This is a genomic window from Arminella tubonensis (assembly GCF_003240585.1).
Classification (GTDB): domain Bacteria; phylum Pseudomonadota; class Alphaproteobacteria; order Rhizobiales; family Rhizobiaceae; genus Rhizobium; species Rhizobium tubonense.
This window is the reverse complement of record NZ_PCDP01000059.1, coordinates 448,142-472,438: the sequence shown is the minus strand read 5'-3', so window position 1 is coordinate 472,438 and position 24,297 is coordinate 448,142. Positions and strand designations below refer to the sequence as shown.

The window sequence follows — 24,297 nt, the reverse complement described above, 5'->3', positions numbered from 1 at the left end:
ACGAGACAACCGCCTTCCAGCAAATCACCCCAGTCCCGTCCATCAGTTTCTCAAGAAACCCTAGAACGAAGCAGTTCGTCGCCAGCAGCGCCGCCGCCCTCGTCAGTGATCGGGCTTATAGACCCTACCCACAGAACTAGTCAACACACCCAATCACAAGTTTTTTGACAATTTTGTAACAGACTGTTTTTGTTGGTAAATCTTAGAGATTTAATCTGCTGCCGCAAAAATCGACCTGAAGACGCGGCATTTCGGAATTCAGTTTGCTGCCGCGGCGCTGATTTTGTTGCCCAGGGCAGACATTCCGGTCCGAATATTTCCTTTTCCGTATTCTACGCCTCCCTCACTGGAATTGCCAGCTTGCAGCCCGGCACGTAATGAGAGGACTGACAACGGTCGGATATTAGAGGCGAAGGGGTGATCCATGCTGGTGCTTGACGAGATGCAGACGCGCGAAGCCCTGGCCTGGCCCGATTTGATCGAAGCGATCGCTGAGATGTTCAAGAGTACCTGCGTCATGCCGATCCGACATCACCATCATATGGAGGTGCCGGGAGAAAGCGCCGCGACATTGCTGTTGATGCCTGCCTGGGTTCCCGGCGCCTATTCCGGCGTCAAAGTTCTGTCGCTTTTTCCCGACAATACCACGCGCTCGCTTCCGGCTATCTTCGGCACCTATCTATTGTCATCGGGAAAGACCGGCGAAATGCTGGCCATCCTCGACGGCGGTGAACTGACCGCACGGCGGACAGCCGCGACATCGGCGCTTGCGGCGCGATATCTGGCGCGCGCCGATGCGGAAGAGCTGCTCGTCTGCGGCACCGGGCGGCTTTCGCTCAATCTTATACAAGCGCATGCAGAGGTGCGGCCGCTGAAGCGGATCCGGATCTGGGGCCGCAACGCGGCGAATGCCGAAGCGACGGCAGCGGAGGCGCGCGAACTCGGTTTCGAGGCAGAAGCAGTCACTGACATCGAGACGGCGGCCCGAAGCGCCGACGTCATCTCCTGCGCGACACTGTCGAGCGAGCCGCTGATCCGGGGCGAATGGCTGAAGCCCGGCGCCCATCTCGATCTGGTCGGCGGGTTCAAGCCTGAGATGCGCGAAACGGATGACACCGCGATTCGACGCTCGGAGGTTTTTGTCGACACTCGCGCAGGCGCGATGAGCGAGGCTGGTGATATCGTCCAGCCGCTGAAGAGTGGCGTGCTTGCGGCCGAGGCCATTCGTGCAGAGCTTTCGGAGCTGGTAGGCGAAACCAAGCAGGGGCGTCGCAGCGATCGCGACATCACGCTGTTCAAATCGGTCGGTGCGGCTCTCGAGGATCTGGCCGGTGCGATCCTTGCCTATGAACATATGACTGGCAGAGCAGACGCAAGGCGATGATCCCTCCACTTCCCAATCTACCGGTCTCTCATGTCCTTGCCGATATTGCTGCGGCCCTGCGCGACCACCGGCGCGCGGTACTGTCGGCGCCGCCCGGCGCCGGCAAGACGACGCTCGTGCCGCTGCATTTGCTTGGCGAGACCTGGCGCGGCGATGGCAAGATCATCGTGCTCGAGCCGAGGAGACTGGCAGCACGGGCGGCTGCGGCGCGTATGGCCTCGTTGCTTGGCGAACAGGTGGGCGGAACCGTCGGCTACCGGATGCGGCTGGACAACCGCGTTTCAGGCAAGACCCGGGTCGAGGTGGTGACCGAAGGCGTCTTTGCGCGCATGATCCTCGAGGACCCGGAACTGGCAGGCGTTTCCACCGTCATTTTCGACGAATTCCATGAGCGTTCGCTGGATGCGGATTTCGGATTGGCACTGGCTCTGGACGTACAGTCTGCGCTACGCGAGGATCTTCGCATTCTCGTCATGTCGGCAACACTCGATATCGAACGCGTCGCAACCTTGCTCGACAACCCGCCCGTGATCAAAAGCATGGGCCGAAGCTTCCCGATCGATATTCGCTACAAGGATCGCCCGGGCGGCGAACGGGTCGAGGATTCGGTGACCCGGGCGATCCTGGAGGCTCACGGCGCCGAGCTGGGTTCAATCCTTGCATTTCTGCCCGGGCAAGCCGAGATCACCCGCACGGCAGAACGGCTGCAGGGCCGCTTCGGACCTGAGACCGTGATCGCGCCGCTCTATGGCAATCTCAGCCAGGGCGAACAGGACGCGGCTATCCGGCCCGCGCCCAAGGGTACGCGCAAGATCGTGCTTGCCACCTCGATCGCCGAGACCTCGATCACCATCGATGGCGTCCGGATCGTCATTGACAGCGGCATGCAGAGGCTGCCGGTGTTCGAAGCCTCGACCGGTATTACACGGCTCGAAACGGTGCGCGTTTCGCGGGCGTCTGCGGACCAACGGGCGGGCCGGGCGGGGCGCACGGAGCCGGGCATCGCGGTTAGGCTATGGCATCAGGGCCAAATGGCGGCGCTCCCTGCGTTCACTCCGCCGCAGATCCTGTCGACAGATCTCTCCGGCCTGGCGCTGGATCTTGCGCATTGGGGGGTGCAGGACCCTGCGACCCTTGATTTCGTTGACCAGCCACCGGCAACGACGCTCAACGAGGCACGAACGCTGCTAAGGCAGCTCGGGGCACTTGACCTGGAGAACAGCCTGACAGCCCGCGGCCGATTGATGCGGGAACTGGCATTGCCGCCGCGCCTGGCGGCAATGGTGATTTCGGTGTCAGATCTCGGCCATGCGCGCGAGGCCGCGCTGCTTGCCGTGCTGCTGACAGAACAGGGGCTCGGCGGACCGAGTGTCGATCTTGAGGAGCGGTTGCGGCGGTTCAAAACCGAGAGGGGAGAGCGGTCTGAGGCGGCGCGCAAGCTGGCCGGGCGGCTTGCCGCGACGGCCAGCGCCGGGACCCCATCACAGGAGCCCGTCCTCGCCGGCCAATTGCTGCTCCATGCCTTTCCGGACCGGATCGCGCTGCAACGTGGCGGACGCGGTCGCTTCGTCATGGCAAACGGCCGCGGCGCGGAGCTGCCGGAAACAGAGCGGCTGGCCGGCTGCTCGATGCTTGTCATCGCCGACCTTACAGGACGGGCAGCGCAGGCGCGCATTCTGGCGGCAGCCGAGATTTCGCGCGCGGATGTCGAGGCTCACCTACCCGGAGAGATCGGAAGCGAGGACCAGTGCGTGTTCGACAAGGCGAGCCGTCAGGTGCGCGCCCGCCGCGTGACGCGCCTTGGGGCCATCATCTTCGACGAGACGCCGCTACCGCGGCCATCGGGCGTGCGCGTGGCCAAGGCGCTGGCCGAAGGCGTGCGAGATCTCGGGCTTGAGGTGTTGCCGTTTTCCAAGGAGGCCGCGCAATTGCGCGATCGGATCGGTTTCCTCTATCGCACACTCGGAGATCCCTGGCCCGACATGAGCGACGAGGCATTGCTGACACGGCTTGATGAGTGGTTTGTTCCGTTTCAGGCGGAGGCGCGCGGCCTCTCCGATATATCGTCCAGCGGGCTTTCGAACGGGCTGATGTCGCTGGTGCCGCATGAACTGCAGCGGGAGCTTGGCCGGCTGGCGCCGACACATTTCGAGGCGCCGACAGGCCAGCGTCACGCCATACAGTATGACGGCGGCGAACCGCTGCTGACAATCCGGGTCCAGGAGTTGTTCGGGCTGAAGCAGCATCCCGCCATCGGCGGCGGGCGGTTGCCGCTGGTGCTGGAGCTGACCTCTCCGGCTCACCGCCCGATCCAGACGACCCGCGATCTGCCCGGGTTCTGGGCGGGTTCGTGGAGAGACGTACGCGCCGACATGCGTGGGCGATACCCGCGGCATCCCTGGCCGGAAGATCCTGCGGTGGCAACGCCGACGACAAGGGTGAAGCCGCGTGGTACATGAGCCGCCGTCGGGTTTCAAAGGATTGGGTCTGATGGCAGACACGGACGCAAAGCTCCCGGACGACTATCATACGAGCAGACGGCTGCGCTTGCAGACGCTGGTTCGCTTGCGCTGGCTTGCGGTCGGCGGCCAGACGGCTACGGTGATGATCGTCGCCTTCTGGCTCAAGTTTCCGCTGCCGCTGCTGGCCGCCTGCGTGCTGATCGCCTGTCTTGCCTGGATCAACTTTTTCCTGACCTTGCGCTACCCGGCGACGCACAGGCTGGAGCCGCCGGCAGCCTTTGCGCTGCTCGGGCTCGACCTGCTGCAGCTCTCCGGTCTTCTTTTCATTACTGGCGGTCTTGCCAATCCGTTCTCGGTGCTGGTCTGCGTTCCGGTCATCATTTCCTTTGCCTCGCAACCGATCCGCTACAGCATGGCATTGATCACGTCGGCGATGATTTGCATCACCGCATTGGCGTTCTCGCCGTTTCGTCTTCCCTGGTACGGCGGTCTCGAGATCAACGTGCATAGCGTCATGCAGCTCGGCGTCTGGTGCGCGATCGCCTCGACCATGGCGTTTGCGGCCTTCTACGCCTATCGCGTTTCCATGGAGGCAAGCCAGCTGGCCGACGCACTGGCAGCAACGGAGCTTGTGCTCCAACGCGAGAAGCACCTTTCGCAGCTCGACGGACTTGCTGCCGCCGCCGCCCATGAGCTCGGTACGCCGCTCGCAACGATCAGCGTCGTGGCCAAGGAGATGGAACGGGAACTCGGCCATGACGAGCGCTACCGCGAGGACGTCGCGCTGCTGCGCAGTCAGAGCGAACGTTGCCGCGACATATTGCGCCGGCTGACCACGCTTTCGTCGGAGAACGAAGCCCATATGCGGCACCTGACATTATCTTCGATGATGGAGGAGATCATCGCGCCGCATCGCGAGTTCGGTATCAATCTGGAGCTGATCGAGAAGAACCCGCGAACTGGTGAGCCGGTCCTCAATCGCAATGCCGGAATTATGTATGGGCTCGGCAATCTGATCGAGAACGCGGTGGACTATGCGCGCAAGAAGGTGACGGTGACCCTGGAGTTCGATGCGGCAACGCTTACAATCCTCATCGAGGACGACGGCATCGGCTACGCGCCCGAAATCCTGGCACGGATCGGGGAGCCATATGTCACCAGCAGGCAGCGCGACGACACCGCCGGCGGGCTCGGGCTCGGGCTGTTCATTGCCAAGACGTTGCTGGAGCGCTCGGGCGCGATTTTGATTTTCGGCAACCGAGATCCGGAAGCGCCGGGAGCACGTATTGAGATCCGTTGGCCGCGAATGTTGATCGACAGCAATTCGACAAATTGAATTTACGCGCCTAAAACGACAATCAGGAAACGCTGAAATTGTTAGGGCGGCCATGCCGCCGGGATTGTGTGGGAATGACAGACGTAAATGAAGATGTGCGAGCCGAACCGCTTGTCGCAGCCGGAGGTATTGACGACCACATCGGGCCTGACGCAAGCCTGTTGATCGTTGATGACGATGGGCCGTTTCTGCGTCGCCTGGCGCGCGCAATGGAAACGCGGGGATTTCAGGTCGAGACGGCCGAGTCCGTCGCGGAGGGCGTCGCCAAATCGAAAGCTCATCCGCCGAAATATGCCGTCGTGGATCTGAGGCTCGGTGACGGGAACGGGCTCGACGTTGTCGCCGCCATTCGCCAGCGACGCGACGACACGCGCGTTATCGTGCTCACGGGATATGGCAACATAGCGACAGCCGTAACAGCTGTTAAGCTGGGCGCGCTAGATTATCTCGCAAAACCTGCCGATGCGGACGATGTCTATCTGGCGCTGACGCAGCGGCCGGGCGAAAAGGCCGATGTGCCGGAAAACCCGATGTCGGCGGATCGTGTCCGTTGGGAGCATATTCAGCGCGTCTATGAAATGTGCGAGCGAAACGTGTCGGAAACGGCAAGGCGCCTCAACATGCATCGTCGGACGCTGCAGCGCATTCTTGCGAAGCGCGCGCCTAAGTAGATCGAGCTATTCCATCGGAAACGGCTTGCCCGTCGCCCACTCGGCCATGAGTAGTCGCTGCGCCGCCGCGCGGGAAAAATTCAGCGTGACTGATTTTCGCGTCGAAGGCGGCAGGCGATGTTCCGGCGCTTCCCTGACCATATGAGCGCCGTATCCGTCGGACAGAAACAGGCCGCAGTCCTCCGGGAAGATATCGAGCGGAACATCCTTGTGTGTAGCGAAGAACAGGCGGTCGCAGTGCTGGCGATAGTCCGGCCATTTGCGATCGACGCGAAAGTCTTCGATCGAGGATTTGATCTCGACGATCCAGACCTCACCCTTTTCAGACAGCGAAATGAGATCCGCCCGACGTCCGGAAGCCAGAGGCAATTCCGGCAGCACGGCATGGCGCATCTCGTGAAGCAATAATTGCATGCCTTTGCGCACAAGCATGGCCCGGTCCGACTGGCGGCCATCTATTAACGGATTGTTATTATAAACATTCAAAATGGTCATGATCACCACTTAGGCCGCGCAAGAATTGTTGCAAAAAAACCATGCGGTTCTAATTTGCGCCTGACATGATCTTTGTTGCGCTGCAGTCGCTTGCAAAGGCGCAGTATATCGAAAATAACCCGTAGTCAAAGATGGTTGATGCAATCCCTCTTCCCCGACTCATAACCCGAGAGACATCCATGCGCCTCCGCAATGCAATGACCGTATTCGGCCTTGTCGCGACATTTGCCGCGGCCGGCAATATAGCGACCGCCTCAGCAGCTCCGATCAGCTCCGCAAGTTCTTCTGTCGAAACGCTCAAGACGTTCGATGGCGACTATGGCGTTACGCCCGACGCCGGCTTCTCCCTCCCGGCAATTCCGATCCAGAAGGTCAAGCCTGAGTTCCGCCGCCAGATCGTCACCTATCAGACGACAGAGGCGCCCGGGACGATCATCGTCAACACGCGCGAACGTCATCTCTACTACGTTCTCGCCGACAATCAGGCGATCCGCTACGGCATCGGCGTCGGCAAGCAGGGCTTTGCATGGTCGGGGAACGCCTATGTTGCCTGGAAGCAGGAATGGCCGACCTGGCACCCGCCAAAGGAAATGGCCGAGCGCAAGCCGGAAGTCGCCAAGTATGTCGACGACGGAATGAACCCGGGCCTCGAAAACCCGCTCGGTGCGCGCGCAATGTACCTCTACAACGACAAGGGCCAGGATACGCTCTTCCGCCTGCATGGCACGCCGGAATGGGCGTCGATCGGCACTGCGGCTTCCTCCGGCTGCATCCGCATGATCAACCAGGACGTTATCGACCTCTACAAGCGCGTTCTGCCGGGCCACACGACCAAGGTCGTCGTCATCCAGTAATTTCGGAAAGCCAGACATTCAAAAGGCCGCGGGATAGATCATCCGGCGGCCTTTTTCTTTGTCTTCGTTTTAGGCGAGAGATCTCGACTACGAGGTTTGTCTCGCCTTGAGCTCGATCCGCCGACGATGCAGGACAGGCTCGGTGTAGCCGTTCGGCTGTTCGCGGCCCTTCAAGACCAGGTCTAATGCAGCCTGAAATGCGATCGACCCGTCGAAATTGGCAGCCATGGCCGTATATTCGGGATCGGATGCATTCTGCTGATCGACGACTGCGGCCATCCGCTTCATGGTCTCAACGATCTGTGCTTCGGTCACCACCTTGTGGTGCAGCCAGTTGGCCATGTGCTGCGCGGAGATGCGCAGCGTGGCACGATCCTCCATCAGGCCGACATTGTTGATATCAGGCACCTTCGAGCAGCCGACGCCCTGGTCGACCCAGCGCACGACGTAGCCGAGGATACCTTGCGCATTGTTGTCGAGTTCACGCTGGATTTCCTCCGGCGTCCAGTTCGGGCGAACGGCAACCGGCACGGACAGGATGTCGGAAAGCTTGGCCCGGGCGCGATCCTTCAGGCTCTGCTGGATGCGTGCGACATTGACGCGGTGGTAGTGCGTGGCGTGCAGCGTCGCGGCTGTCGGCGACGGCACCCAAGCGGTGTTGGCGCCGGCCTTCGGATGGGCGATCTTCTGCTCCAGCATCGCCGCCATCAGATCCGGCATCGCCCACATGCCCTTGCCGATCTGCGCGTGGCCGGAGAGACCGCATTCAAGCCCGATATCGACATTCCAGTTCTCGTAGGCGGCGATCCAGGCTGCTTGCTTCATGTCGCCCTTGCGGATCATCGGGCCGGCCTCCATCGACGTATGGATCTCGTCCCCAGTACGGTCGAGGAAGCCGGTGTTGATGAACACGACGCGCTCGCGGGCGGCACGGATGCATTCCTTGAGGTTGATCGTTGTGCGACGTTCCTCGTCCATGATGCCCATTTTGATGGTGTTGCGCGCCATCCCGAGCACGTCTTCGACCCGCGAGAAGATTTCGACCGCGAAGGCAACTTCTTCCGGACCGTGCATCTTCGGCTTGACGACATACATCGAGCCCTTGCGCGAATTCTTGTGCCTGCCGTTTGGCCCCACGTCATAGAGTGCAATCAAGCCCGTGATCATCGCATCCATGATCCCTTCCGGCACTTCGTTGCCGTCGTGGTCCAGGATGGCCGGATTGGTCATCAGGTGGCCGACGTTCCGTATCAGCATCAGCGAGCGGCAGCGGAGCTCGAAGCTCGATCCATTCGGTGCCGTGTACTCGACGTCCGGATTGAGCCGTCGGGTGAAGCTCTTGCCACCTTTCTCGACCTCTTCGGTCAAATCGCCCTTCATGAGGCCGAGCCAATTGCGATAGACGGCTGTCTTGTCCTCGGCGTCGACGGCCGCGATCGAATCCTCGCAGTCCATGATGGCTGTGATCGCCGATTCGAGGCGGACGTCTGAGATATTGGCCGGATCGGATTTGCCGATCGCGGTCGTAGCGTCGATGGCGATCTCGATATGGACGCCATTGTTCTTCAGAAGTACATGCGTCGGCGCCGAGGCGCCGCCGAGATAGCCGGCAAAGTGCCCGGCATCGGCTAACGAAATATGTTCGCCATCGGTTGTGGACAGCGCCAGCGCTCCATCCTTTATTGTGAAGCCTGCGACATCCTTCCAGCTGGCATCAGCAAGCGGCACTGCCGCGTCGAGAAAATCGCGGACCCAGGCGATGACCTTTTCGCCCCGGATCGGATTGTAGCCCCTGCCCTTCTCGGCGCCGTCCGTTTCCGCAATCGCATCGGTACCGTAGAGTGCGTCGTAGAGCGATCCCCAGCGCGCATTGGCGGCGTTGAGGGCATATCGCGCGTTTATGACGGGAACGACCAGCTGAGGGCCGGCGATCAGCGCAATCTCGTCATCCACGTTCGACGTCGAGACAGAAAAATCGGAGCCTTCGGGAATGAGATAACCGATCTCGCGTAGGAACGTTTCATAGGCGCCCATATCGCTTGGAGCGCCGTTGCTGCGATACCAGTTGTCGAGCGATGCCTGCAGATTGTCGCGCTTGGCCAGCAATGCACGGTTCTTCGGCGCCAGATCGTGGACGATCGCGGAAAAACCGGCAAAAAAGGCATCCGGATCAACGCCAGAGCCCGGAAGCGCTTCGTCCACCAGAAAATCGTGGAGCACCGCTTCGATCGCAAGCCCGTTTCTATCAATGCGGTTCATGTCGCCTACTCCTGATGCCGTCGTGCAGTTCTAGCTAATGCAGCCAATTTGCGAGCGCGGTTGCCCATAGTCAATTTGTCAGCGGTACAAAAGATTTATCCAATATGCCGGCCGATCAATCGGTAGCGATCCGAGGTCGTCCGCTGGCGGTCGCGATGAACCGTGCCTCCACCAGCTTGCGCGTGCCTTCGATATCGGCGGCGTCGACCTGTTCCACCATCGAAACGACCGGATCTGCAGCGCCGTTCAAACGGGCCTGATCAAGGGCGACCGATCTGGCTCGGGCGCGTGCAGCCTCGAAACCCTTGGCTTCGTCGATAAACCGAAGCGTCTCTCCGGCACCATTTAGGATGAAGACGCCTTCCTCCGGCGTCGTGATGAAGACGGTGGCGCTCGTGCGAACCTGACCGACGACGGCCCCGACGGCATTTGCCACATCCGCATCGGGCGGCACAACGCTTTCGCTTCCAAGCATCTGCGCAATTGCTGGATAATAGACAGGCGCGGAAGCGCCGAGCCCGACCAGCGGTCGGTCGAGCGAAACGGCAAAACGGACAATGCCCGGCGGGCGCTGCAGCGCCCGATCGATCGCCTTAGACTTAGCCGGGTCCAAATCGCCGAGCCCATCTTCCGCCAGGCAGGCGGACAGGATGACTTCCGCCGACTGCCGGGTCAGCCTGTCGACGATCTTCTCCGCCAGTTCCTCGACCGTCGTCGCAACAGGACGAGCGGAGCCATCCTTGATTCGGCAAGCAAGAACGAGGCCCAATCGCGCCGCTTCCGCATTCCACTGGTTTTGTCGGCCGAGAGCATGCATGGCGTCGGAGGGTGTCAGGCCGCAGAGATGCACAAGGCCGCGAGCGACGAGCCGGTCGAGCGTTGCTTTCTGCGGTGTTGATGTAAGGAGCTGGTCGAGCGCGACCGGAGCCGTACCGATCTTCTCGAACAACGCCTGCTCCTGCGGCAGCAAGCCACTTGCCAGATAATCGGGCACGCCTGTTCGGATCGCGAAGCGCCCGTCGTTGCGCCCGAGATGCGGACTGCGCACCTGCCGCTGCAGAACAGTCAGGATCGCGTCGGAGTGCGCTTGAGCCGCGAGGCTCAACGGCAGAAGGCGGCGCGGGCCGAGCTCGAAAGTCGCGACCAGACCGCGTTCGTTGACCCGCACTTCCGAATCGCCGCCGAGGCCGTAGGTGCGCATCGCGACGGCTTCGACCATTGTGCGAAAGCCACCAACGACGGCGCCCTCTGCATCCAGCCGCGGCCGGCCGGCTTCCATGACCGCGACGTCGGTGGTCGTGCCGCCGATATCCGAGACGACGGCGGCGTCGAGACCAGTCAGGTAGTGGGCGCCGACGAGGCTCGCCGCTGGGCCGGACAGAATGGTTTCGATGGGGCGGAGCTTTGCCTCCGAAGCGGAGATCAAAGCGCCGTCGCCGCGCACAACCATCATCGGCGCCGAGATCCCGCGCGCTACGAGGAAATTTTCGCAGGCGCCGACCAACCTGTCGATCATCGAGACCAGGCGGGCGTTCAACAGGGTCGTCAAGGCCCGGCGAGGGCCGCCTAGCTTGGAGGAAAGCTCGTGACTACACGTAACCGGAAGATGCGAGATCTCGCGAATTCGATCGCGAACACGGATTTCATGAGCCGGATTCCGCACAGCAAAATAGCCGGCGACTGCGAATGATGAAACACCTCTCGCCAGTTCTGGCAGCACTTCATCCAGGGCGGCGAGATCGAGTGGATTTTCATTTCCATGAACGTCGTGACCGCCATTGAGGTAGATGACCGGGTCAGATCCGAGCGCATCGGCAAGCCCGCTGCGCTTGAGATCGTCGGGACCGAAGCCGATCATGACGAGGCCGGCGCGTCCGCCCTGCCCTTCGACCAAGGCATTTGTTGCCAACGTCGTCGACAGAGACACCAGACTAATCGCCGAAACCTCTACACCTGCCTCTAATATGACCGCATCGACCGCACCGGCGATGCCGATCGCCAGATCGTGCCGCGTGGTCAGCGACTTGGCCTTGGCGACGACGCCATGGGTTTCGTGGAAAAGGACGGCATCAGTGTAAGTTCCACCGGTGTCGATGCCGAGCAGGAAATGGGAAGTCACGCGCTGATCAAGTCCCTGAAGCGGAAGTTGCCGCAGTTATTGCACCCTTTGCTTCAGCATGGCTAGCCAAAGAGTGGCAGATTCCCGCCTCGCCCCTACGATCTAGCGGCGTGACGAGACAAGCATCGGCAAGCCGCCTTGCGGCTGCGTCGTCAGCTTCTGGACCGGCCACGGATTGGTATTCGCGGTCACATCGAAGCGGAAGCGATGCATCAGCACCGCGAGCGCGATGACCGCCTCCTGCAGGGCGAACGTCGCACCGATGCAGACCCGGGGACCTGCACCGAACGGCAGAAACTGAAACCGGTTGATCCTTGCGCGATTTTCCGGGAGGAAGCGCTCGGGCATAAAGGCGCGCGGCTTTTCCCAGTAGAGCGCATGTCGGTGCAGGGTCCATGGCATGATGAGAACTGTGACACCTGCTGGAATATCGACATTCTCGCCCGACGGGCTGGTCCACCGATCAACCGCGATGGCGGCGCGGTTGATCGACGGCGCCGGCGGGTAAAGCCGCATCGTCTCCTCAAAGGCGGCGCGGACGTGGGGCATCAAATCGAGCCATTCGACCGGCTCGGCGCCGGTGGCGAGCACACGGTCTATTTCCTCTTCCATTTCCACGCGGACACGGGGGACGTTGGCAACGCAGTAAAGGCACCATGCCAGCGCCCTGGCTGTTGTCTCGTGGCCCGCGCCGATGAAGGTCAGGATATTGTCCTCTATCTCCTCCATCGTCAGGCCTTCGGGTCCTGCCTGCTCAAGAAGTAGCGTCAGGAAATCGTCAGGAGCCGCGGCGCGATCCTTCTTCATTTTGTCGAGACGCAAATTCATCGTGTCGCGGACGATACCGCGGAATTTGTCCAACACCTTCTGGCCGCCGATACGCGTCACGCGGGGCACCCAGGAGGGCGCGCGCATGAGGTCCATCGGATCGACGCGGCCCATGCGGTGCAGCAGCTGGTTTACGTCGTCGGCGAAATGGCCGCTGGCCGTGACGATCTCGCCGGAAAAAAGCGTTTCGGCGAGGATCGCGAAGGTGAGCTCGGTCATGTCGGTCGAAATATCGAAGACGACGCCTTCTGACCCAACATTCTCGTACTTCACCGCATATTGTTCAGACTGCGACAGCATCTGGCCGGCGAAACCGCGGGCGTGGCGTGGGGTGAAAACCGGAGCCAGCGCCTTGCGCGAACGCTTCCATACGGGTCCCTCCGCCGTCAGCAAGCCATCGCGCAGGATTGGCCGTAGCACGAGCTGACGGATATCGGACATACGATAATTGGCTGCGTTATCGACCAGCACATGCTTGATCAGACCGGGATCGTTGACGATCAGCGTGCTCTCCCGAAAGAAACGGGTCTGGATCCACGGCAATGTATACGAGGGCTCGCCCCAAAGCTCGAGCGGATTGCGCAGGATCGTACGGATGATTTCCAGCCGCGACGGCGGGACGTTTCTCGGGATCGGAGCGGGCGGCATGAAGGGTTCGGGGCTCATATCCATGAGATCACCTTTCGAAGAATTACCTCTTCCCTCCAGGCGTCGAGCTTAGAGCAGGGACTTGAGGTCGTCGAGCTTGTCGTTGATCAGCCAGCCGTAATAATTCTCTTCCGGCCAGACGGTCTGGCCGGCGCCCTTGTTCCTCGCAGCGAGGGCAGCGGCACGCTGACGCGTGTTGCCCAAATTGTAAAGCGTCGCGGTTACTCCTGGATTACCGGAGATATCCATTCCGGCGATCGAGCGATAGTCGTCGATCGATGTGCGGATCGAAGCGGCGACGAAGGCGAGCGACAGGTCAGGATCCATGATGGCGTGGTAGACGTCGGCGGCTTTCTTCTCATTGAGCTTCGGAATGCCGGAAATCCTGCTGACCTCGTCCGATAGCATCAACGCTGTCAGCGGATTGACCTGGCCGAGCCCGAATGTCTGTCCGGCGTAGAATGGCTGGAAGAAGACCGCGCTGAACCTGTTGTTCGGATAGGACTTGCCATCGACGGTCTTGCCGCGGAAGTCGCTTTCCCAGACATCCTCGCGGCATGTCCAGAGGCTGTAGGATTCGCTCTTGCCGCTGCACCGTGCGAATTGCGGTCGCGCCACGAAATCGTCGACGTCTTCGCCACCATAGGCGAAGCGAAAGCTCTCTCCGGCATAGGATGCCGCCTTGACGTAATAGGACTGCAATCCGTCATAGGCATCGACATTGTATGTGTGCTCGCCGACGATCGCGCCGATCACATGGATCGGCTGGATGCCATAGGCACGGGAAACCGTCTTGATCTTCGACATCAGCTTTGTATCGGTCGCCAGCAGTTCGCGAACCTTCTGGTACTTGCGCTCGAAGGTGGAGTTCGTCCCCTTGGTGCGGCGAACGGAAGCGCCGGGAATGTCAGGCTGCTCGGCGTTGCGATTCCCGGGCGGCACGGTGAGTACACCTGCTGCCCGAGCCGGAATCCAGGACAGGCTTAGCGCCGCCAAAAGAAGGGAGATCAGTATGCGTCGCATGATCGGCTGCCCCGTCGAAAGTTCATCGTATGTTTCGATCAGGGTGCGTGGCGCATAAACTTGGCCGAATGATGCCGGTGCGACGCTTTTCCATGCAAGGAAACGGGCCTTCACTAAAAAGTAAAAGGCCCGCTGTCGAGCTTTAACGTTCGACCCTGCGAAATACCGCAGGATCGCGCTAGAGAATATAGCGCGAAAGATCGGTGTTGCTGGCCAAGTCGCCCACATGTTCCCTGACATAGTCGGCGTCGATCGTCACCGAGGAGCCGCCGCGATCAGGTGCATTGTAGGAAATCTCATCCAGCACGCGTTCCATCACAGTCTGAAGCCGGCGAGCGCCGATGTTCTCGACGGACGAGTTGAGATGGACGGCGACGTCGGCCAGGGCGTCAAGGGCGTCGTCTGTGAAATCAAGCGTCAGGCCCTCGGTCTCCATCAGCGCCTTGTACTGGCGGATGAGGCTAGCCTCGGTTTCGGTCAGGATGCGGCGAAGATCAGCCTTGGTCAGCGGCTTCAGCTCGACGCGGATCGGCAGGCGACCCTGAAGTTCCGGAAGCAGGTCCGATGGCTTCGAAACGTGAAATGCGCCCGATGCGATGAAGAGAATGTGGTCCGTCTTGACCGGCCCATACTTCGTCGCGACCGTCGTGCCTTCGACCAACGGCAGCAAATCGCGCTGGACGCCTTCGCGCGAAACGCCGGCACCGACGCCACCGTCTCGGGCAGCGATCTTGTCGATCTCATCAAGGAAGACGATGCCGTCGTTCTCAGCCGAGCGGATGGCTTCGCGCTGGATAACCTCATTGTCGATCAGCTTGTCGGATTCATCGCGGATCAGGTCGGCGTAGGAAGCCTTGACCGTCGTGCGCACTTTCTTTGTGCGGTTGCCCATGGCCTTGCCGAACATTTCCGACAGGTTGAGCACCCCGATGTTGGCGCCGGGCATGCCGGGAATCTCAAAGCCAGGCTGACCCGAGCCGCTGTCTGCGACTTCGATGTCGATTTCCTTGTCGTCGAGTTCTCCGTCGCGCAGCTTCTTGCGGAAGTTCTCGCGTGTCGCCGGCGAAGACGTGGAACCCACCAGGGCGTCGAGAACGCGTTCCTCGGCGCTCATATGCGCCTTGGCCTGGACTTCGGTGCGCTTCTTCTCGCGCACCAGACCAATACCGACTTCGACCAGATCGCGGATGATCTGCTCGACGTCGCGACCGACATAGCCGACTTCGGTGAACTTGGTGGCTTCGACCTTGATGAAAGGCGCTCCAGCGAGCTTGGCCAGGCGACGCGAGATTTCCGTCTTGCCGACACCGGTCGGGCCGATCATCAGGATGTTCTTCGGCATGACTTCGTCGCGCAGATCGGGTTCGAGCTGCTGGCGGCGCCAGCGGTTGCGTAGCGCGATTGCGACGGCGCGCTTGGCGTCATGCTGGCCGATGATGTAGCGGTCGAGTTCGGACACGATCTCGCGGGGTGAAAAAGTGGTCATCTTATTGCTTTCCCGTCAGGACTAGAAACGATCGGACAAAGAACGTCAGGCTTGGGCGTCGAGCGTTTCGACCACGACGTTGTGGTTTGTGTAGACGCAGATGTCAGCGGCGATATCCAAGGCGCGGCGCGCGATCTCGTCAGCCGACTTATCGCTGTCCATCAATGCCAGGGCTGCAGCGAGCGCATAGTTGCCGCCGGAGCCGATCGCGGTTGCGCCGTGCTCCGGTTCCAACACGTCGCCGTTGCCGGTGAGCGCTAGCGTAATGGACTTATCGGCAACGAGCATCATCGCTTCGAGGTTGCGAAGGTATTTGTCGGTGCGCCAGTCCTTGGCGAGCTCGACCGCTGCACGCATCAACTGACCCGGATATTGCTCGAGTTTTTTCTCAAGACGGTCAAGCAGCGTGAAGGCATCAGCCGTCGCGCCGGCAAAGCCCGCGATGACGTCGCCGTTGCCGATGCGGCGAACCTTGCGGGCATTGCCCTTCATCACGGTCTGGCCGAGACTGACCTGGCCGTCGCCGGCCATCACCACCTGGCCACCCTTTCGTACTGTTATGATCGTTGTCATGAAACACCTGTTTGCCCGGTTGTCGGGTCGTTTCGACGGACCGCGCATCGGCCCTGTTGAGACCTATGTAAGTGGGCTTTCGAGGATTGCAAATGTCCTTCGTTTCCATTTGTGACAGCGGGCGTTTCCGATTCGTGACTGTGGGAATGCCAAACAACCACCAGCTTCATGGAACTTCTGGATATTTCCACATGTGCCTGATATGGAACGGCCATTATTCCGATGGAGCAGGCCATGGCAGAGACCGCAGCGAGCCGCACGGCAAGCGTTTCCCGCAAGACGAACGAGACCTCCGTATCGGTTTCCGTCGATCTCGACGGCACCGGCAAGTCGACCATCTCGACAGGAGTCGGCTTCTTCGACCATATGCTCGACCAGCTCTCGCGTCACTCCCTGATCGACATGGAGATCGAGACCAAGGGTGATCTGCACGTCGACGATCACCACGCTGTCGAAGACACCGGCATCGCCATCGGCCAGGCGATCGCCAAGGCGCTCGGCGACCGTCGCGGCATCGCACGCTATGCCTCGATCGACCTTGCCATGGACGAGACGATGACGAAGGCCGCAGTCGATCTCTCCGGCCGGCCCTTCCTGGTCTGGAACGTCGCGTTCAGCTCCCCCAAGATCGGGAGCTTCGATACCGAACTGGTACGCGAGTTCTTCCAGGCGCTCGCACAGAATGCTGGAATCACGTTGCACATCCTCAACCATTATGGCGCGAACAATCACCATATTGCCGAGACATGCTTCAAAGCCGTTGCTCGCGCCCTGCGCGTGGCAACCGAGATCGACCCAAGGCAGGCAGGCCGCATACCCTCTACCAAGGGAACGCTCGCCTGAGCCGGATCAAGAGCATAGCGAGACAATGGCAACCTATCTTGTACTGACCTCCGCAAGCGGACCGGGCAAAGACCATGAGGACACGCGCTTCATCCGCGACGGGTTCTCGTTTCTCGCGTTTTTCATTCCCGGCCTCTGGTTGCTTTGGCAGCGGATGTGGATTTACGCCGTCGTCGCGTTTCTGCTGCAAGGGGCGGGCATCGCGCTTTTTCGCGTGCCTGCCCTATGGCCCGCAGGATTTGCCGTGCTCCTCGGGGTCAGCGTCCTTGCGGCGCTCGAAGGACGCAGGCTTGTCGCCCAGAAACTCGTCAAGACGGGCTGGAAGGAAAATGGCCTGGTCTCTGCCAGAAGGCTGGCGGAGGCCGAGGAGATCTATTTTGCCAAAATTCCTGATGAAACCCCCCGGAATATTCCTCCTGTGCGCTGGGATATTCCGACCAGCAGCAATGGCGGCCCCGGCGGTGCGGCGCTGGGCCTCATCGGCTACGACGGAGGGCGCTGAGTAATGCGCGTCGCAATCATCGACTACGGCTCGGGAAACCTCCGATCCGCCACGAAAGCATTCGAGCGCGCCGCCCGCGAGGCCGGCATCGACGCCGAGATCGAGTTGACCGACAAGGCGGATCGCGTTGCGACTGCAGACCGGATCGTCCTTCCGGGCGTCGGTGCCTATGCCGACTGTCGGCGGGGGCTTGATGCCGTTGCCAGCATGACGGAGGCGCTGGTTGACGTCGTCGAGCGAAAGGCGCGCCCCTTCCTCGGTATTTGCGTCGGCATGCAGCTGATGTCATCGCGCGGGCTCGAGAAGACGACAACACGAGGTCTTGGCTGGATCAAGGGCGACGTTGTTGAAATGACGCCCGACGATCCTGAGTTGAAAATCCCCCAGATCGGCTGGAACACCTTGGACCTGCACCGTCCGCACCCGCTCTTCGACGGCATTCCCACCGGCGGCGAGGGATTGCACGCCTATTTTGTGCATTCCTATCATCTCGCCGCGCAGCAGCCGGAGGATGTCATTGCCACGACGAACTACGGCGGCGCGATGACCGCTTTCGTTGGGCGGGACAACATGGCCGGCTCGCAGTTTCATCCCGAGAAAAGCCAGAAGCTCGGCCTCGCCCTGATCGCCAATTTCCTGCGCTGGAAGCCCTGACGGCCTCGCGTATTGAACGGACCGGAATATCATGATCCTTTTCCCTGCAATCGACCTCAAAGACGGCCAGTGCGTGCGTCTGAAGCTTGGCGACATGACGCAGGCGACCGTCTACAATCCCGACCCTGCCGCGCAGGCGAGATCCTTCGAGGATGAGGGGTTCGAGTGGCTGCATGTCGTCGATCTCAACGGCGCCTTCGCTGGCACAAGTGTCAATGGCGATGCAGTCGACGGAATCTTGAAAGCCACGAAAAACCCGGTGCAGCTCGGTGGCGGCATCCGCACGCTCGATCACATCGAAAACTGGCTGGAACGCGGGCTGTCCCGCGTCATTCTCGGCACCATCGCGGTCCGCGATCCAGCGCTTGTGATCGAAGCCTGCCGCAAGTTCCCCGGTCGCGTTGCCGTCGGCATCGATGCCAAGGGGGGCAAGGTTGCCGTGGAGGGGTGGGCAGAAGCCTCCGAGCTCGGCGTCATCGAATTGGCACGCAAGTTCGAGGGCGCAGGCGTCGCCGCGATCATCTATACGGATATCGACCGCGACGGCATCCTCGCCGGAATAAACTGGGCCTCGACGCTGGAACTTGCCGAAGCGGTCTCGATCCCTGTGATTGCCTCGGGCGGCCTTGCCTCGCTTGACGACGTGAGGCGCATGCTCGAACCGGATGCGCGCAAGCTGGAGGGTGCGATTTCCGGCCGGGCACTCTATGATGGACGAATAGATCCAACTGAAGCGCTGGCCTTGATCAGGGCCGCTCGCAGCAAGGAGGCAGCGCTATGACACTCAAGGCCCGCATCATTCCCTGCCTCGACGTCAAGGACGGACGCGTCGTCAAAGGTGTGAACTTCCTTGATCTCGTCGACGCCGGCGATCCCGTGGAGGCCGCCAAGGCTTATGATGCTGCGGGAGCCGACGAGCTTTGCTTCCTTGACATCACTGCTTCATCAGACAATCGCGACACGATCTTCGACGTTGTGTCCCGGACCGCCGAACAGTGTTTCATGCCGGTCACGGTTGGAGGCGGCGTCCGCACCATCGGCGATATCCGCAAGCTCCTGCTTTGCGGTGCCGACAAGGTCTCGATCAACTCTGCGGCTGTCGCCACACCCGATTTTGTCACCGAGGCCGCCGACAAGTTCGGCAACCAGTGCATCGTCGTCTCGATAGATGCGAAGAAAGTATCTGGCGCCGGCGAAGGCGACCGTTGGGAAATCTTTACGCATGGCGGCCGCAAGCCGACCGGGATCGATGCAATTGAGTTCGCGTTGGAAATGGTCGAGCGCGGGGCCGGCGAATTATTGGTCACCTCGATGGACCGCGACGGCACTAAAGTCGGCTACGATCTGGAATTGACACGAGCGATTGCTGATGCCGTGCGTGTACCCGTGATTGCATCCGGTGGTGTCGGCGATCTCGACGACCTCGTTGCCGGTGTCAAGCAAGGGCATGCGAGCGCGGTGCTGGCAGCGTCGATTTTCCACTTTGGTACCTATTCGATTGGCGAAGCAAAGCACTATATGTCTGAGCATGGCATCGCCATGCGCCTGGATTAAGCCGATGAAAGAGACAGCATGAGCGGTTTTTCCCTTTCCGATCTCGAGAAGATTGTCGATGAACGCTCCAAAGCTGCGCCGGAGATATCCTGGACCGCCAAGCTCTTTGCAGGCGGCCAGGCGAAGGCAGCCAAGAAGCTTGGCGAGGAAGCTATCGAGACCGTCATTGCGGCCGTGACGAACGACCGCGACAACCTCACCTGCGAGGCCGCGGATTTGCTTTATCACCTTATGGTCGTGTTGAAGATCGCCGACATTCAGCTGGACGATGTCATGGCTGAACTTGAGAAGCGTACGGTTCAATCCGGTCTCAAAGAGAAGGCCAGTCGGCAGAGTTCATGACCATAGCGACCCAGACAAGCCCAGCGCCCGAACCGCTCGATCATTTCCAGGCAAACGCCTACTCGCCCTACCATTTCTTCTCATCAGAGGAGTGGTCGCATTTTCGTGCCGATACGCCTTTGACACTAACGGCGGATGAGGTGACGCGGTTGCGCTCGATGGGCGACCCGATCGACCTCGACGAGGTCAGGCGCATCTATCTCTCCCTGTCGCGCCTGCTGTCCTCGCACGTGGAATCGTCGCAGATCCTTTTCGAGCAGCGTAACCGGTTCCTGAGCCTTTCCAATGTCGCGAAGACGCCTTTTGTCATCGGGATCGCCGGATCGGTTGCCGTGGGAAAATCGACCACGGCGCGTATTCTGAAGGAGCTTTTGCGCCGTTGGCCTTCGAGCCCCAAGGTCGATCTGATCACGACCGACGGTTTTCTGCACCCTAATGTGGAGCTGCAGCGGCGAAATCTGATGCAGCGCAAAGGTTTCCCCGACAGCTATGACACCGCTGCGCTGCTGCGCTTCCTATCCGCCATCAAGGCCGGGCAGCCCAACGTCAAGGCGCCATGCTATTCGCACCTTGTCTATGACGTCTTGCCGAACGAGTATCAGATCGTCGATCGTCCCGACATTTTGATTTTCGAGGGGATCAACGTGCTGCAATCGCGGCATCTGCCTGCCGATGGCAAGATCGTGCCGATGGTCTCGGATTTCTTCGATTTCTCGATCTACATCGATGCCGACGAGACCTTGATACGCAACTGGTATGTCCATCGTTTCATGAACCTGCGCGAAACGGCCTTCCGGGACCCCAACTCGTTCTTCCACCGCTACGCCTCTATTACCGAAAAAGAGGCGCTGCTCACGGCCGAAGGTCTCTGGAAGAACATCAATCTCAAGAATCTGCGGCAGAACATCCTGCCGACACGCCCACGCGCCGATCTCATCCTGCAGAAGGGCCGCGATCACCTGATCGAGCAAGTGGCTCTGCGTAAACTCTAAAAGAGCATTAGGGATTGACCCGTCGCAGCGTCAGATTGATTCGGCCACCGTTCTTCAGCAGGGTGGATGTAGCCGGATATATGCGATCGACGCCATGAAAGCATAGCCTTCCCGCGCCTCCGAGCACGACGATATCGCCGCTCGAGAGTTTGAAGGATAGCGTGCGATCCGTTCGAGTGGTGCCGCCAACGCGGAAAAGGCAGGCATTTCCGAGGGATATCGACAGCACAGGGGCGCCGAGATCCTTCTCGTCCCGATCCTGGTGTAGCCCCATTTTGGCATCGTCCGAATAGAAATTGACCAGGCAGGCTTCGGGCGGTTTTTCATAGCCGGCTATATCTTGCCAAAGAGCAAGCAACTCGTCGGGAATTGCCGGCCAGGGTCTCCCCGTCACAGGGTGAATTTCCTGGTAGCGATAGCCGCGTTCCTTGTCCGTCACCCAGCCGAGTGACCCGCAATTGGTCATTCGTACGGACATCGGCTTGCCTGTCCCGGGCATCGCGGGCACAAAGAGGGGCGCTTCAGCAACGATTGCGCGGATGGTCTCGACGAGCGCCTCTTGGCGAGGACGGTCCAGATATTCCGGTAGATGTCGGATTCCGTTGGGTAGCAGCATCAGCCTCTTTCCGGCGACAGGTCCTGCAGGAGATAGTGCGCGATACGGCGGAGGGGAGCTGTCTACTCGCCGCCGGATGCCCTGCCGCGAAGTTTCTTGACCTCGGCTCGACCGGATTTTTCCTTCAGGCGCCGTTCGATCGAACCCTTGGTCGGCTTGGTCTTGCGGCGTGGCGGTGGTGGGGGTTCGGCGGCCTTGAGGATCATCTCCTTTAGTCGGTCGCGCGCGTCCTCGCGGTTGCGATCCTGGCTGCGGAAACGGCTCGCCTCGATCATCAAGACGCCCTCCTTCGAGAGGCGCCGACCGGCAAGCTTCATGGCATTTGCCTTGACGCGATCATTCATCGAGGGCGAATTTTGGAGATTGAAGAACAGCTGGACCGCAGTGGACACCTTGTTGACGTTCTGGCCGCCGGGTCCCCCCGCCAGTACGAATTGTTCCGTCAATTCCCATCCGGCAATAGTGATCCGGTCGTTGATATAGAGTGCGTCGCTGGCCATTGTGATCTCCGCGTCCGTCTATCCCACATTGTCGGACACTTGAAAACAGGCGGTAGCGCCGGGCATAGGCCAGCAAGCGCAAAGGTCCCTTTTTCGCGCTGAATGTTGCAAAATCGTCCTTGGTCGAACCTGATCCGAGGAGTTTCACAATAGTGCTCAAAAACAGAACCCGGCGGAACTACCGCCGGGTTTCACGTGAATCATCAGTGGCTTGAGCTATTCGGCCGCGATCGATATGCCCGGCGCCGCATCTCGCACATTGCCGTCGACATGATCTTCGAACTTGGCAAAATTGGCGACGAACATGTGCACGAGCTTGGCTGCCTGCGCATCATAGGCCTCGCCATCCGGCCAGGTCGACCGCGGATCCAGGATTCCACTTTCGACGCCCTCGACGGCAACGGGTACCGCAAAGCCGAAGTTGGCATCGGTGCGGAACTCCGCATCGTCGAGACGACCTTTCAAGGCGGCGGAAAGCAGCGCCCGGGTCGCCTTGATCGGCATGCGCCGACCCGTTCCGTAGGCGCCGCCGGTCCAGCCGGTGTTAACGAGCCAGCATTTTACGCCGTGGCGACCGATCAGTTCCTTCAGCAGGTTCCCGTACTCCGAAGGGTGCCGCGGCATGAAGGGTGCTCCGAAGCACGTCGAGAAGGTTGCCTCCGGCTCTGTCACGCCCTTCTCCGTGCCGGCGACCTTGGCGGTATAGCCGGAAAGAAAGTGATACATGGCCTGATCAGGCGTCAACCGAGCGATCGGCGGCATGACCCCGAAGGCGTCGGCCGTCAGCATGATGATCGTCTCAGGGTGCCCGGTCATACCGCTCTCAGATGCGTTTGGAATGAAATGCAACGGATAGGCGGCGCGAGTATTTTCTGTCAGTGAGCCATCGTCGAGATCCGGAATACCTTGCTCGTCGAGGATGACGTTTTCCAGCACGGTTCCGAAGCGGCGCGTCGCCGCATGGATTTCCGGTTCTGCTTCGGCCGACAGGCGGATGGTCTTGGCATAGCAGCCGCCTTCGAAATTGAAGATACCGTTCTCGCCCCAGCCGTGCTCGTCGTCGCCGATCAAGGTCCGGCTCGGGTCGGCGGAGAGCGTTGTCTTGCCGGTGCCGGAAAGGCCGAAGAAGACCGCGGCGTCGCCATCCGGGCCGACATTGGCCGAGCAATGCATCGGCATGACGTGTTTTTCCGGCAGCAGATAGTTCAGCACCGTAAATACCGATTTCTTCATTTCGCCGGCATAGGAGGTCCCACCGATCAGCACCAGGCCGTTGGCGAAATCACAGGCGACAACAGTCTCGGTCCGGCAACCATGACGCTCCGGATCGGCGCGGAAGCTCGGCAGATCGATGATCGTCAACTTCGGCACAAAGTGTTCCAGCGCCGAACGGTCGGGGCGGATCAGGAGATTGCGGATGAAGAGCGAGTGCCAGGCAAACTCGGTAATGACGCGTGACGGCAAGCTATAATCGACGTCGGCACCGCCGACGAGGTCCTGGACGAAAAGCGACAGCCCTTCGGCATGTGCTAACATGTCCCTGTGCAGCAGCGCGAAGTGTTCCGGCGACATCGGCTTGTTGTTGTCCCACCAGATCTGGTCTTCGGTGGTCTCGTCTCTGACGACGAATTTATCCTTTGGCGAGCGACCGGTGTGCTGCCCGGTGATCGCGCGAAGGGCGCCGTGTGCGGTCACGTCAGCTTCGCCCCGGCGAATCGCCTCCTCATAAAGCTTGGCCTCGGAAAGGTTGTAGCAAATGCTTCCCGCATTGCCCAATCCGATTGTCTCCAGCCCTATCGCCGGGTTGTGCACTCCGAACACCTGCATCGTTTCTCTTCCTTTGCTGAGGCTGTTGCCGTGGGAAAGTAATCGAACGGTAGAGACGTTTTTTTCAAAGCACAAGAGCGAAATTGCGAAATAATATAATGATATCAGATATTTAATCGATTTAAATTTATGTCGGTATTTTTAAATCGTTTGAAATTCAAAAAGTGTGGCGACTTGACGGCACAACCATTAATTGCCTGTCTCGGGCATCGTCAATCCTACCCCTTTATCTTTGCCACAATTTGTTCCACCTTTATCCCGCATAAGCGCGCCTGGTTACCGCCAACCGAACTGGCAAGCCACCTGGCTTGGAATCCAATCCCGGGAGA

General features: G+C 60.4%; 22 protein-coding genes. 12 read left to right on the top strand and 10 right to left on the bottom strand.

Annotated elements, in window-relative coordinates:
- Positions 1-424 precede the first annotated feature (424 nt).
- From lhpI to CPY51_RS26635, 4 genes are all read left to right on the top strand, one after another.
- Entirely contained in the window at positions 425-1,384 is a 960-nt protein-coding gene (lhpI, locus tag CPY51_RS26650; RefSeq protein ID WP_111163212.1) for a bifunctional Delta(1)-pyrroline-2-carboxylate/Delta(1)-piperideine-2-carboxylate reductase, read from the top strand.
- Positions 1,381-3,843 (top strand): ATP-dependent helicase HrpB, encoded by a 2,463-nt coding sequence (gene hrpB, locus CPY51_RS26645; RefSeq protein ID WP_111163211.1) that lies wholly within the window; start codon positions 1,381-1,383, stop codon positions 3,841-3,843. Before lhpI ends, hrpB begins: the two co-directional genes overlap by 4 nt.
- Positions 3,844-3,874: 31 nt before the next feature.
- Positions 3,875-5,182, top strand: coding sequence for an ActS/PrrB/RegB family redox-sensitive histidine kinase (locus tag CPY51_RS26640; RefSeq protein ID WP_111163210.1), 1,308 nt, complete (start codon positions 3,875-3,877; stop codon positions 5,180-5,182).
- A 74-nt stretch (positions 5,183-5,256) separates the two neighbouring features.
- Positions 5,257-5,853, top strand: coding sequence for an ActR/PrrA/RegA family redox response regulator transcription factor (locus CPY51_RS26635; protein ID WP_111163209.1), 597 nt, complete (start codon positions 5,257-5,259; stop codon positions 5,851-5,853).
- 6 nt (positions 5,854-5,859) lie between these two features.
- Here CPY51_RS26635 and CPY51_RS26630 read toward each other — a convergent pair whose 3' ends face one another.
- Positions 5,860-6,348, bottom strand: coding sequence for an MmcB family DNA repair protein (locus CPY51_RS26630; protein WP_111163250.1), 489 nt, complete (start codon positions 6,346-6,348; stop codon positions 5,860-5,862).
- 179 nt (positions 6,349-6,527) lie between these two features.
- On the opposite strand from CPY51_RS26630, the gene CPY51_RS26625 reads away from it, so the two are divergent.
- Positions 6,528-7,202: a L,D-transpeptidase gene (locus tag CPY51_RS26625; protein ID WP_111163208.1), complete on the top strand. Its 675-nt coding sequence runs from the start codon at positions 6,528-6,530 to the stop codon at positions 7,200-7,202.
- 87 nt (positions 7,203-7,289) lie between these two features.
- Here CPY51_RS26625 and CPY51_RS26620 read toward each other — a convergent pair whose 3' ends face one another.
- The 6 genes from CPY51_RS26620 to hslV form a co-directional block, all read right to left on the bottom strand.
- Complete coding sequence (locus CPY51_RS26620) at positions 7,290-9,461, bottom strand: malate synthase G (protein WP_111163207.1); 2,172 nt, start codon at positions 9,459-9,461, stop codon at positions 7,290-7,292.
- A 115-nt stretch (positions 9,462-9,576) separates the two neighbouring features.
- Positions 9,577-11,580: a hydantoinase/oxoprolinase N-terminal domain-containing protein gene (locus CPY51_RS26615; RefSeq protein ID WP_111163206.1), complete on the bottom strand. Its 2,004-nt coding sequence runs from the start codon at positions 11,578-11,580 to the stop codon at positions 9,577-9,579.
- 102 nt (positions 11,581-11,682) lie between these two features.
- A complete protein-coding gene (locus CPY51_RS26610; RefSeq protein ID WP_111163205.1) occupies positions 11,683-13,080 on the bottom strand; it encodes a cytochrome P450 in 1,398 nt (465 codons plus the stop codon).
- 45 nt (positions 13,081-13,125) lie between these two features.
- Positions 13,126-14,079 (bottom strand): DUF1402 family protein, encoded by a 954-nt coding sequence (locus tag CPY51_RS26605; RefSeq protein ID WP_111163249.1) that lies wholly within the window; start codon positions 14,077-14,079, stop codon positions 13,126-13,128.
- 178 nt (positions 14,080-14,257) lie between these two features.
- The gene (hslU, locus tag CPY51_RS26600; protein ID WP_111163204.1) at positions 14,258-15,565 is read right to left on the bottom strand and encodes an ATP-dependent protease ATPase subunit HslU; all 1,308 of its coding nucleotides are present in this window, start codon (positions 15,563-15,565) and stop codon (positions 14,258-14,260) included.
- 45 nt (positions 15,566-15,610) lie between these two features.
- A complete protein-coding gene (gene hslV / locus CPY51_RS26595) occupies positions 15,611-16,138 on the bottom strand; it encodes an ATP-dependent protease subunit HslV (RefSeq protein WP_111163203.1) in 528 nt (175 codons plus the stop codon).
- Between the two features lie 234 nt (positions 16,139-16,372).
- On the opposite strand from hslV, the gene hisB reads away from it, so the two are divergent.
- Genes hisB through coaA form a run of 7 tightly spaced genes read left to right on the top strand, consistent with a single transcriptional unit; the run spans position 16,373 to position 21,025 of the window.
- Positions 16,373-16,981: an imidazoleglycerol-phosphate dehydratase HisB gene (gene hisB, locus CPY51_RS26590; RefSeq protein ID WP_111163202.1), complete on the top strand. Its 609-nt coding sequence runs from the start codon at positions 16,373-16,375 to the stop codon at positions 16,979-16,981.
- Between the two features lie 25 nt (positions 16,982-17,006).
- Entirely contained in the window at positions 17,007-17,483 is a 477-nt protein-coding gene (locus CPY51_RS26585; protein ID WP_111163201.1) for a DUF2628 domain-containing protein, read from the top strand.
- A 3-nt stretch (positions 17,484-17,486) separates the two neighbouring features.
- The gene (gene hisH, locus CPY51_RS26580; protein ID WP_111163200.1) at positions 17,487-18,137 is read left to right on the top strand and encodes an imidazole glycerol phosphate synthase subunit HisH; all 651 of its coding nucleotides are present in this window, start codon (positions 17,487-17,489) and stop codon (positions 18,135-18,137) included.
- Positions 18,138-18,168: 31 nt separating this feature from the next.
- On the top strand, positions 18,169-18,918 hold the full coding sequence (gene hisA, locus CPY51_RS26575; protein ID WP_111163199.1) for a 1-(5-phosphoribosyl)-5-[(5-phosphoribosylamino)methylideneamino]imidazole-4-carboxamide isomerase: 750 nt from the start codon (positions 18,169-18,171) through the stop codon (positions 18,916-18,918).
- The gene (gene hisF, locus CPY51_RS26570) at positions 18,915-19,691 is read left to right on the top strand and encodes an imidazole glycerol phosphate synthase subunit HisF (RefSeq protein ID WP_111163198.1); all 777 of its coding nucleotides are present in this window, start codon (positions 18,915-18,917) and stop codon (positions 19,689-19,691) included. The genes hisA and hisF overlap by 4 nt, the downstream gene beginning before the upstream one ends.
- Before the next feature lie 18 nt (positions 19,692-19,709).
- Complete coding sequence (locus tag CPY51_RS26565) at positions 19,710-20,033, top strand: phosphoribosyl-ATP diphosphatase (RefSeq protein WP_111163197.1); 324 nt, start codon at positions 19,710-19,712, stop codon at positions 20,031-20,033.
- Complete coding sequence (gene coaA / locus CPY51_RS26560; protein ID WP_111163196.1) at positions 20,030-21,025, top strand: type I pantothenate kinase; 996 nt, start codon at positions 20,030-20,032, stop codon at positions 21,023-21,025. Before CPY51_RS26565 ends, coaA begins: the two co-directional genes overlap by 4 nt.
- Before the next feature lie 7 nt (positions 21,026-21,032).
- Here coaA and CPY51_RS26555 read toward each other — a convergent pair whose 3' ends face one another.
- The 3 genes from CPY51_RS26555 to CPY51_RS26545 form a co-directional block, all read right to left on the bottom strand.
- A complete protein-coding gene (locus CPY51_RS26555) occupies positions 21,033-21,641 on the bottom strand; it encodes an alpha-ketoglutarate-dependent dioxygenase AlkB family protein (RefSeq protein WP_420820739.1) in 609 nt (202 codons plus the stop codon).
- Positions 21,642-21,703: 62 nt separating this feature from the next.
- Positions 21,704-22,141, bottom strand: a complete 438-nt coding sequence (gene arfB / locus CPY51_RS26550; protein WP_111163194.1) for an alternative ribosome rescue aminoacyl-tRNA hydrolase ArfB — start codon at positions 22,139-22,141, stop codon at positions 21,704-21,706.
- A gap of 216 nt (positions 22,142-22,357) precedes the next feature.
- Positions 22,358-23,968: a phosphoenolpyruvate carboxykinase gene (locus tag CPY51_RS26545; RefSeq protein ID WP_111163193.1), complete on the bottom strand. Its 1,611-nt coding sequence runs from the start codon at positions 23,966-23,968 to the stop codon at positions 22,358-22,360.
- Between the last annotated feature and the right edge of the window lie 329 nt (positions 23,969-24,297).

Coding starts and splice junctions, on each gene's coding strand:
- lhpI (WP_111163212.1), top strand. CDS start 425: ATGCTGGTGCTTGACGAGATGCAGACGCGCGAAGCCCTGGCCTGGCCC.
- hrpB (WP_111163211.1), top strand. CDS start 1,381: ATGATCCCTCCACTTCCCAATCTACCGGTCTCTCATGTCCTTGCCGAT.
- CPY51_RS26640 (WP_111163210.1), top strand. CDS start 3,875: ATGGCAGACACGGACGCAAAGCTCCCGGACGACTATCATACGAGCAGA.
- CPY51_RS26635 (WP_111163209.1), top strand. CDS start 5,257: ATGACAGACGTAAATGAAGATGTGCGAGCCGAACCGCTTGTCGCAGCC.
- CPY51_RS26630 (WP_111163250.1), bottom strand. CDS start 6,348: ATGACCATTTTGAATGTTTATAATAACAATCCGTTAATAGATGGCCGC.
- CPY51_RS26625 (WP_111163208.1), top strand. CDS start 6,528: ATGCGCCTCCGCAATGCAATGACCGTATTCGGCCTTGTCGCGACATTT.
- CPY51_RS26620 (WP_111163207.1), bottom strand. CDS start 9,461: ATGAACCGCATTGATAGAAACGGGCTTGCGATCGAAGCGGTGCTCCAC.
- CPY51_RS26610 (WP_111163205.1), bottom strand. CDS start 13,080: ATGGATATGAGCCCCGAACCCTTCATGCCGCCCGCTCCGATCCCGAGA.
- CPY51_RS26605 (WP_111163249.1), bottom strand. CDS start 14,079: ATGCGACGCATACTGATCTCCCTTCTTTTGGCGGCGCTAAGCCTGTCC.
- hslU (WP_111163204.1), bottom strand. CDS start 15,565: ATGACCACTTTTTCACCCCGCGAGATCGTGTCCGAACTCGACCGCTAC.
- hslV (WP_111163203.1), bottom strand. CDS start 16,138: ATGACAACGATCATAACAGTACGAAAGGGTGGCCAGGTGGTGATGGCC.
- hisB (WP_111163202.1), top strand. CDS start 16,373: ATGGCAGAGACCGCAGCGAGCCGCACGGCAAGCGTTTCCCGCAAGACG.
- CPY51_RS26585 (WP_111163201.1), top strand. CDS start 17,007: ATGGCAACCTATCTTGTACTGACCTCCGCAAGCGGACCGGGCAAAGAC.
- hisH (WP_111163200.1), top strand. CDS start 17,487: ATGCGCGTCGCAATCATCGACTACGGCTCGGGAAACCTCCGATCCGCC.
- hisA (WP_111163199.1), top strand. CDS start 18,169: ATGATCCTTTTCCCTGCAATCGACCTCAAAGACGGCCAGTGCGTGCGT.
- hisF (WP_111163198.1), top strand. CDS start 18,915: ATGACACTCAAGGCCCGCATCATTCCCTGCCTCGACGTCAAGGACGGA.
- CPY51_RS26565 (WP_111163197.1), top strand. CDS start 19,710: ATGAGCGGTTTTTCCCTTTCCGATCTCGAGAAGATTGTCGATGAACGC.
- coaA (WP_111163196.1), top strand. CDS start 20,030: ATGACCATAGCGACCCAGACAAGCCCAGCGCCCGAACCGCTCGATCAT.
- CPY51_RS26555 (WP_420820739.1), bottom strand. CDS start 21,641: ATGCTGCTACCCAACGGAATCCGACATCTACCGGAATATCTGGACCGT.
- arfB (WP_111163194.1), bottom strand. CDS start 22,141: ATGGCCAGCGACGCACTCTATATCAACGACCGGATCACTATTGCCGGA.
- CPY51_RS26545 (WP_111163193.1), bottom strand. CDS start 23,968: ATGCAGGTGTTCGGAGTGCACAACCCGGCGATAGGGCTGGAGACAATC.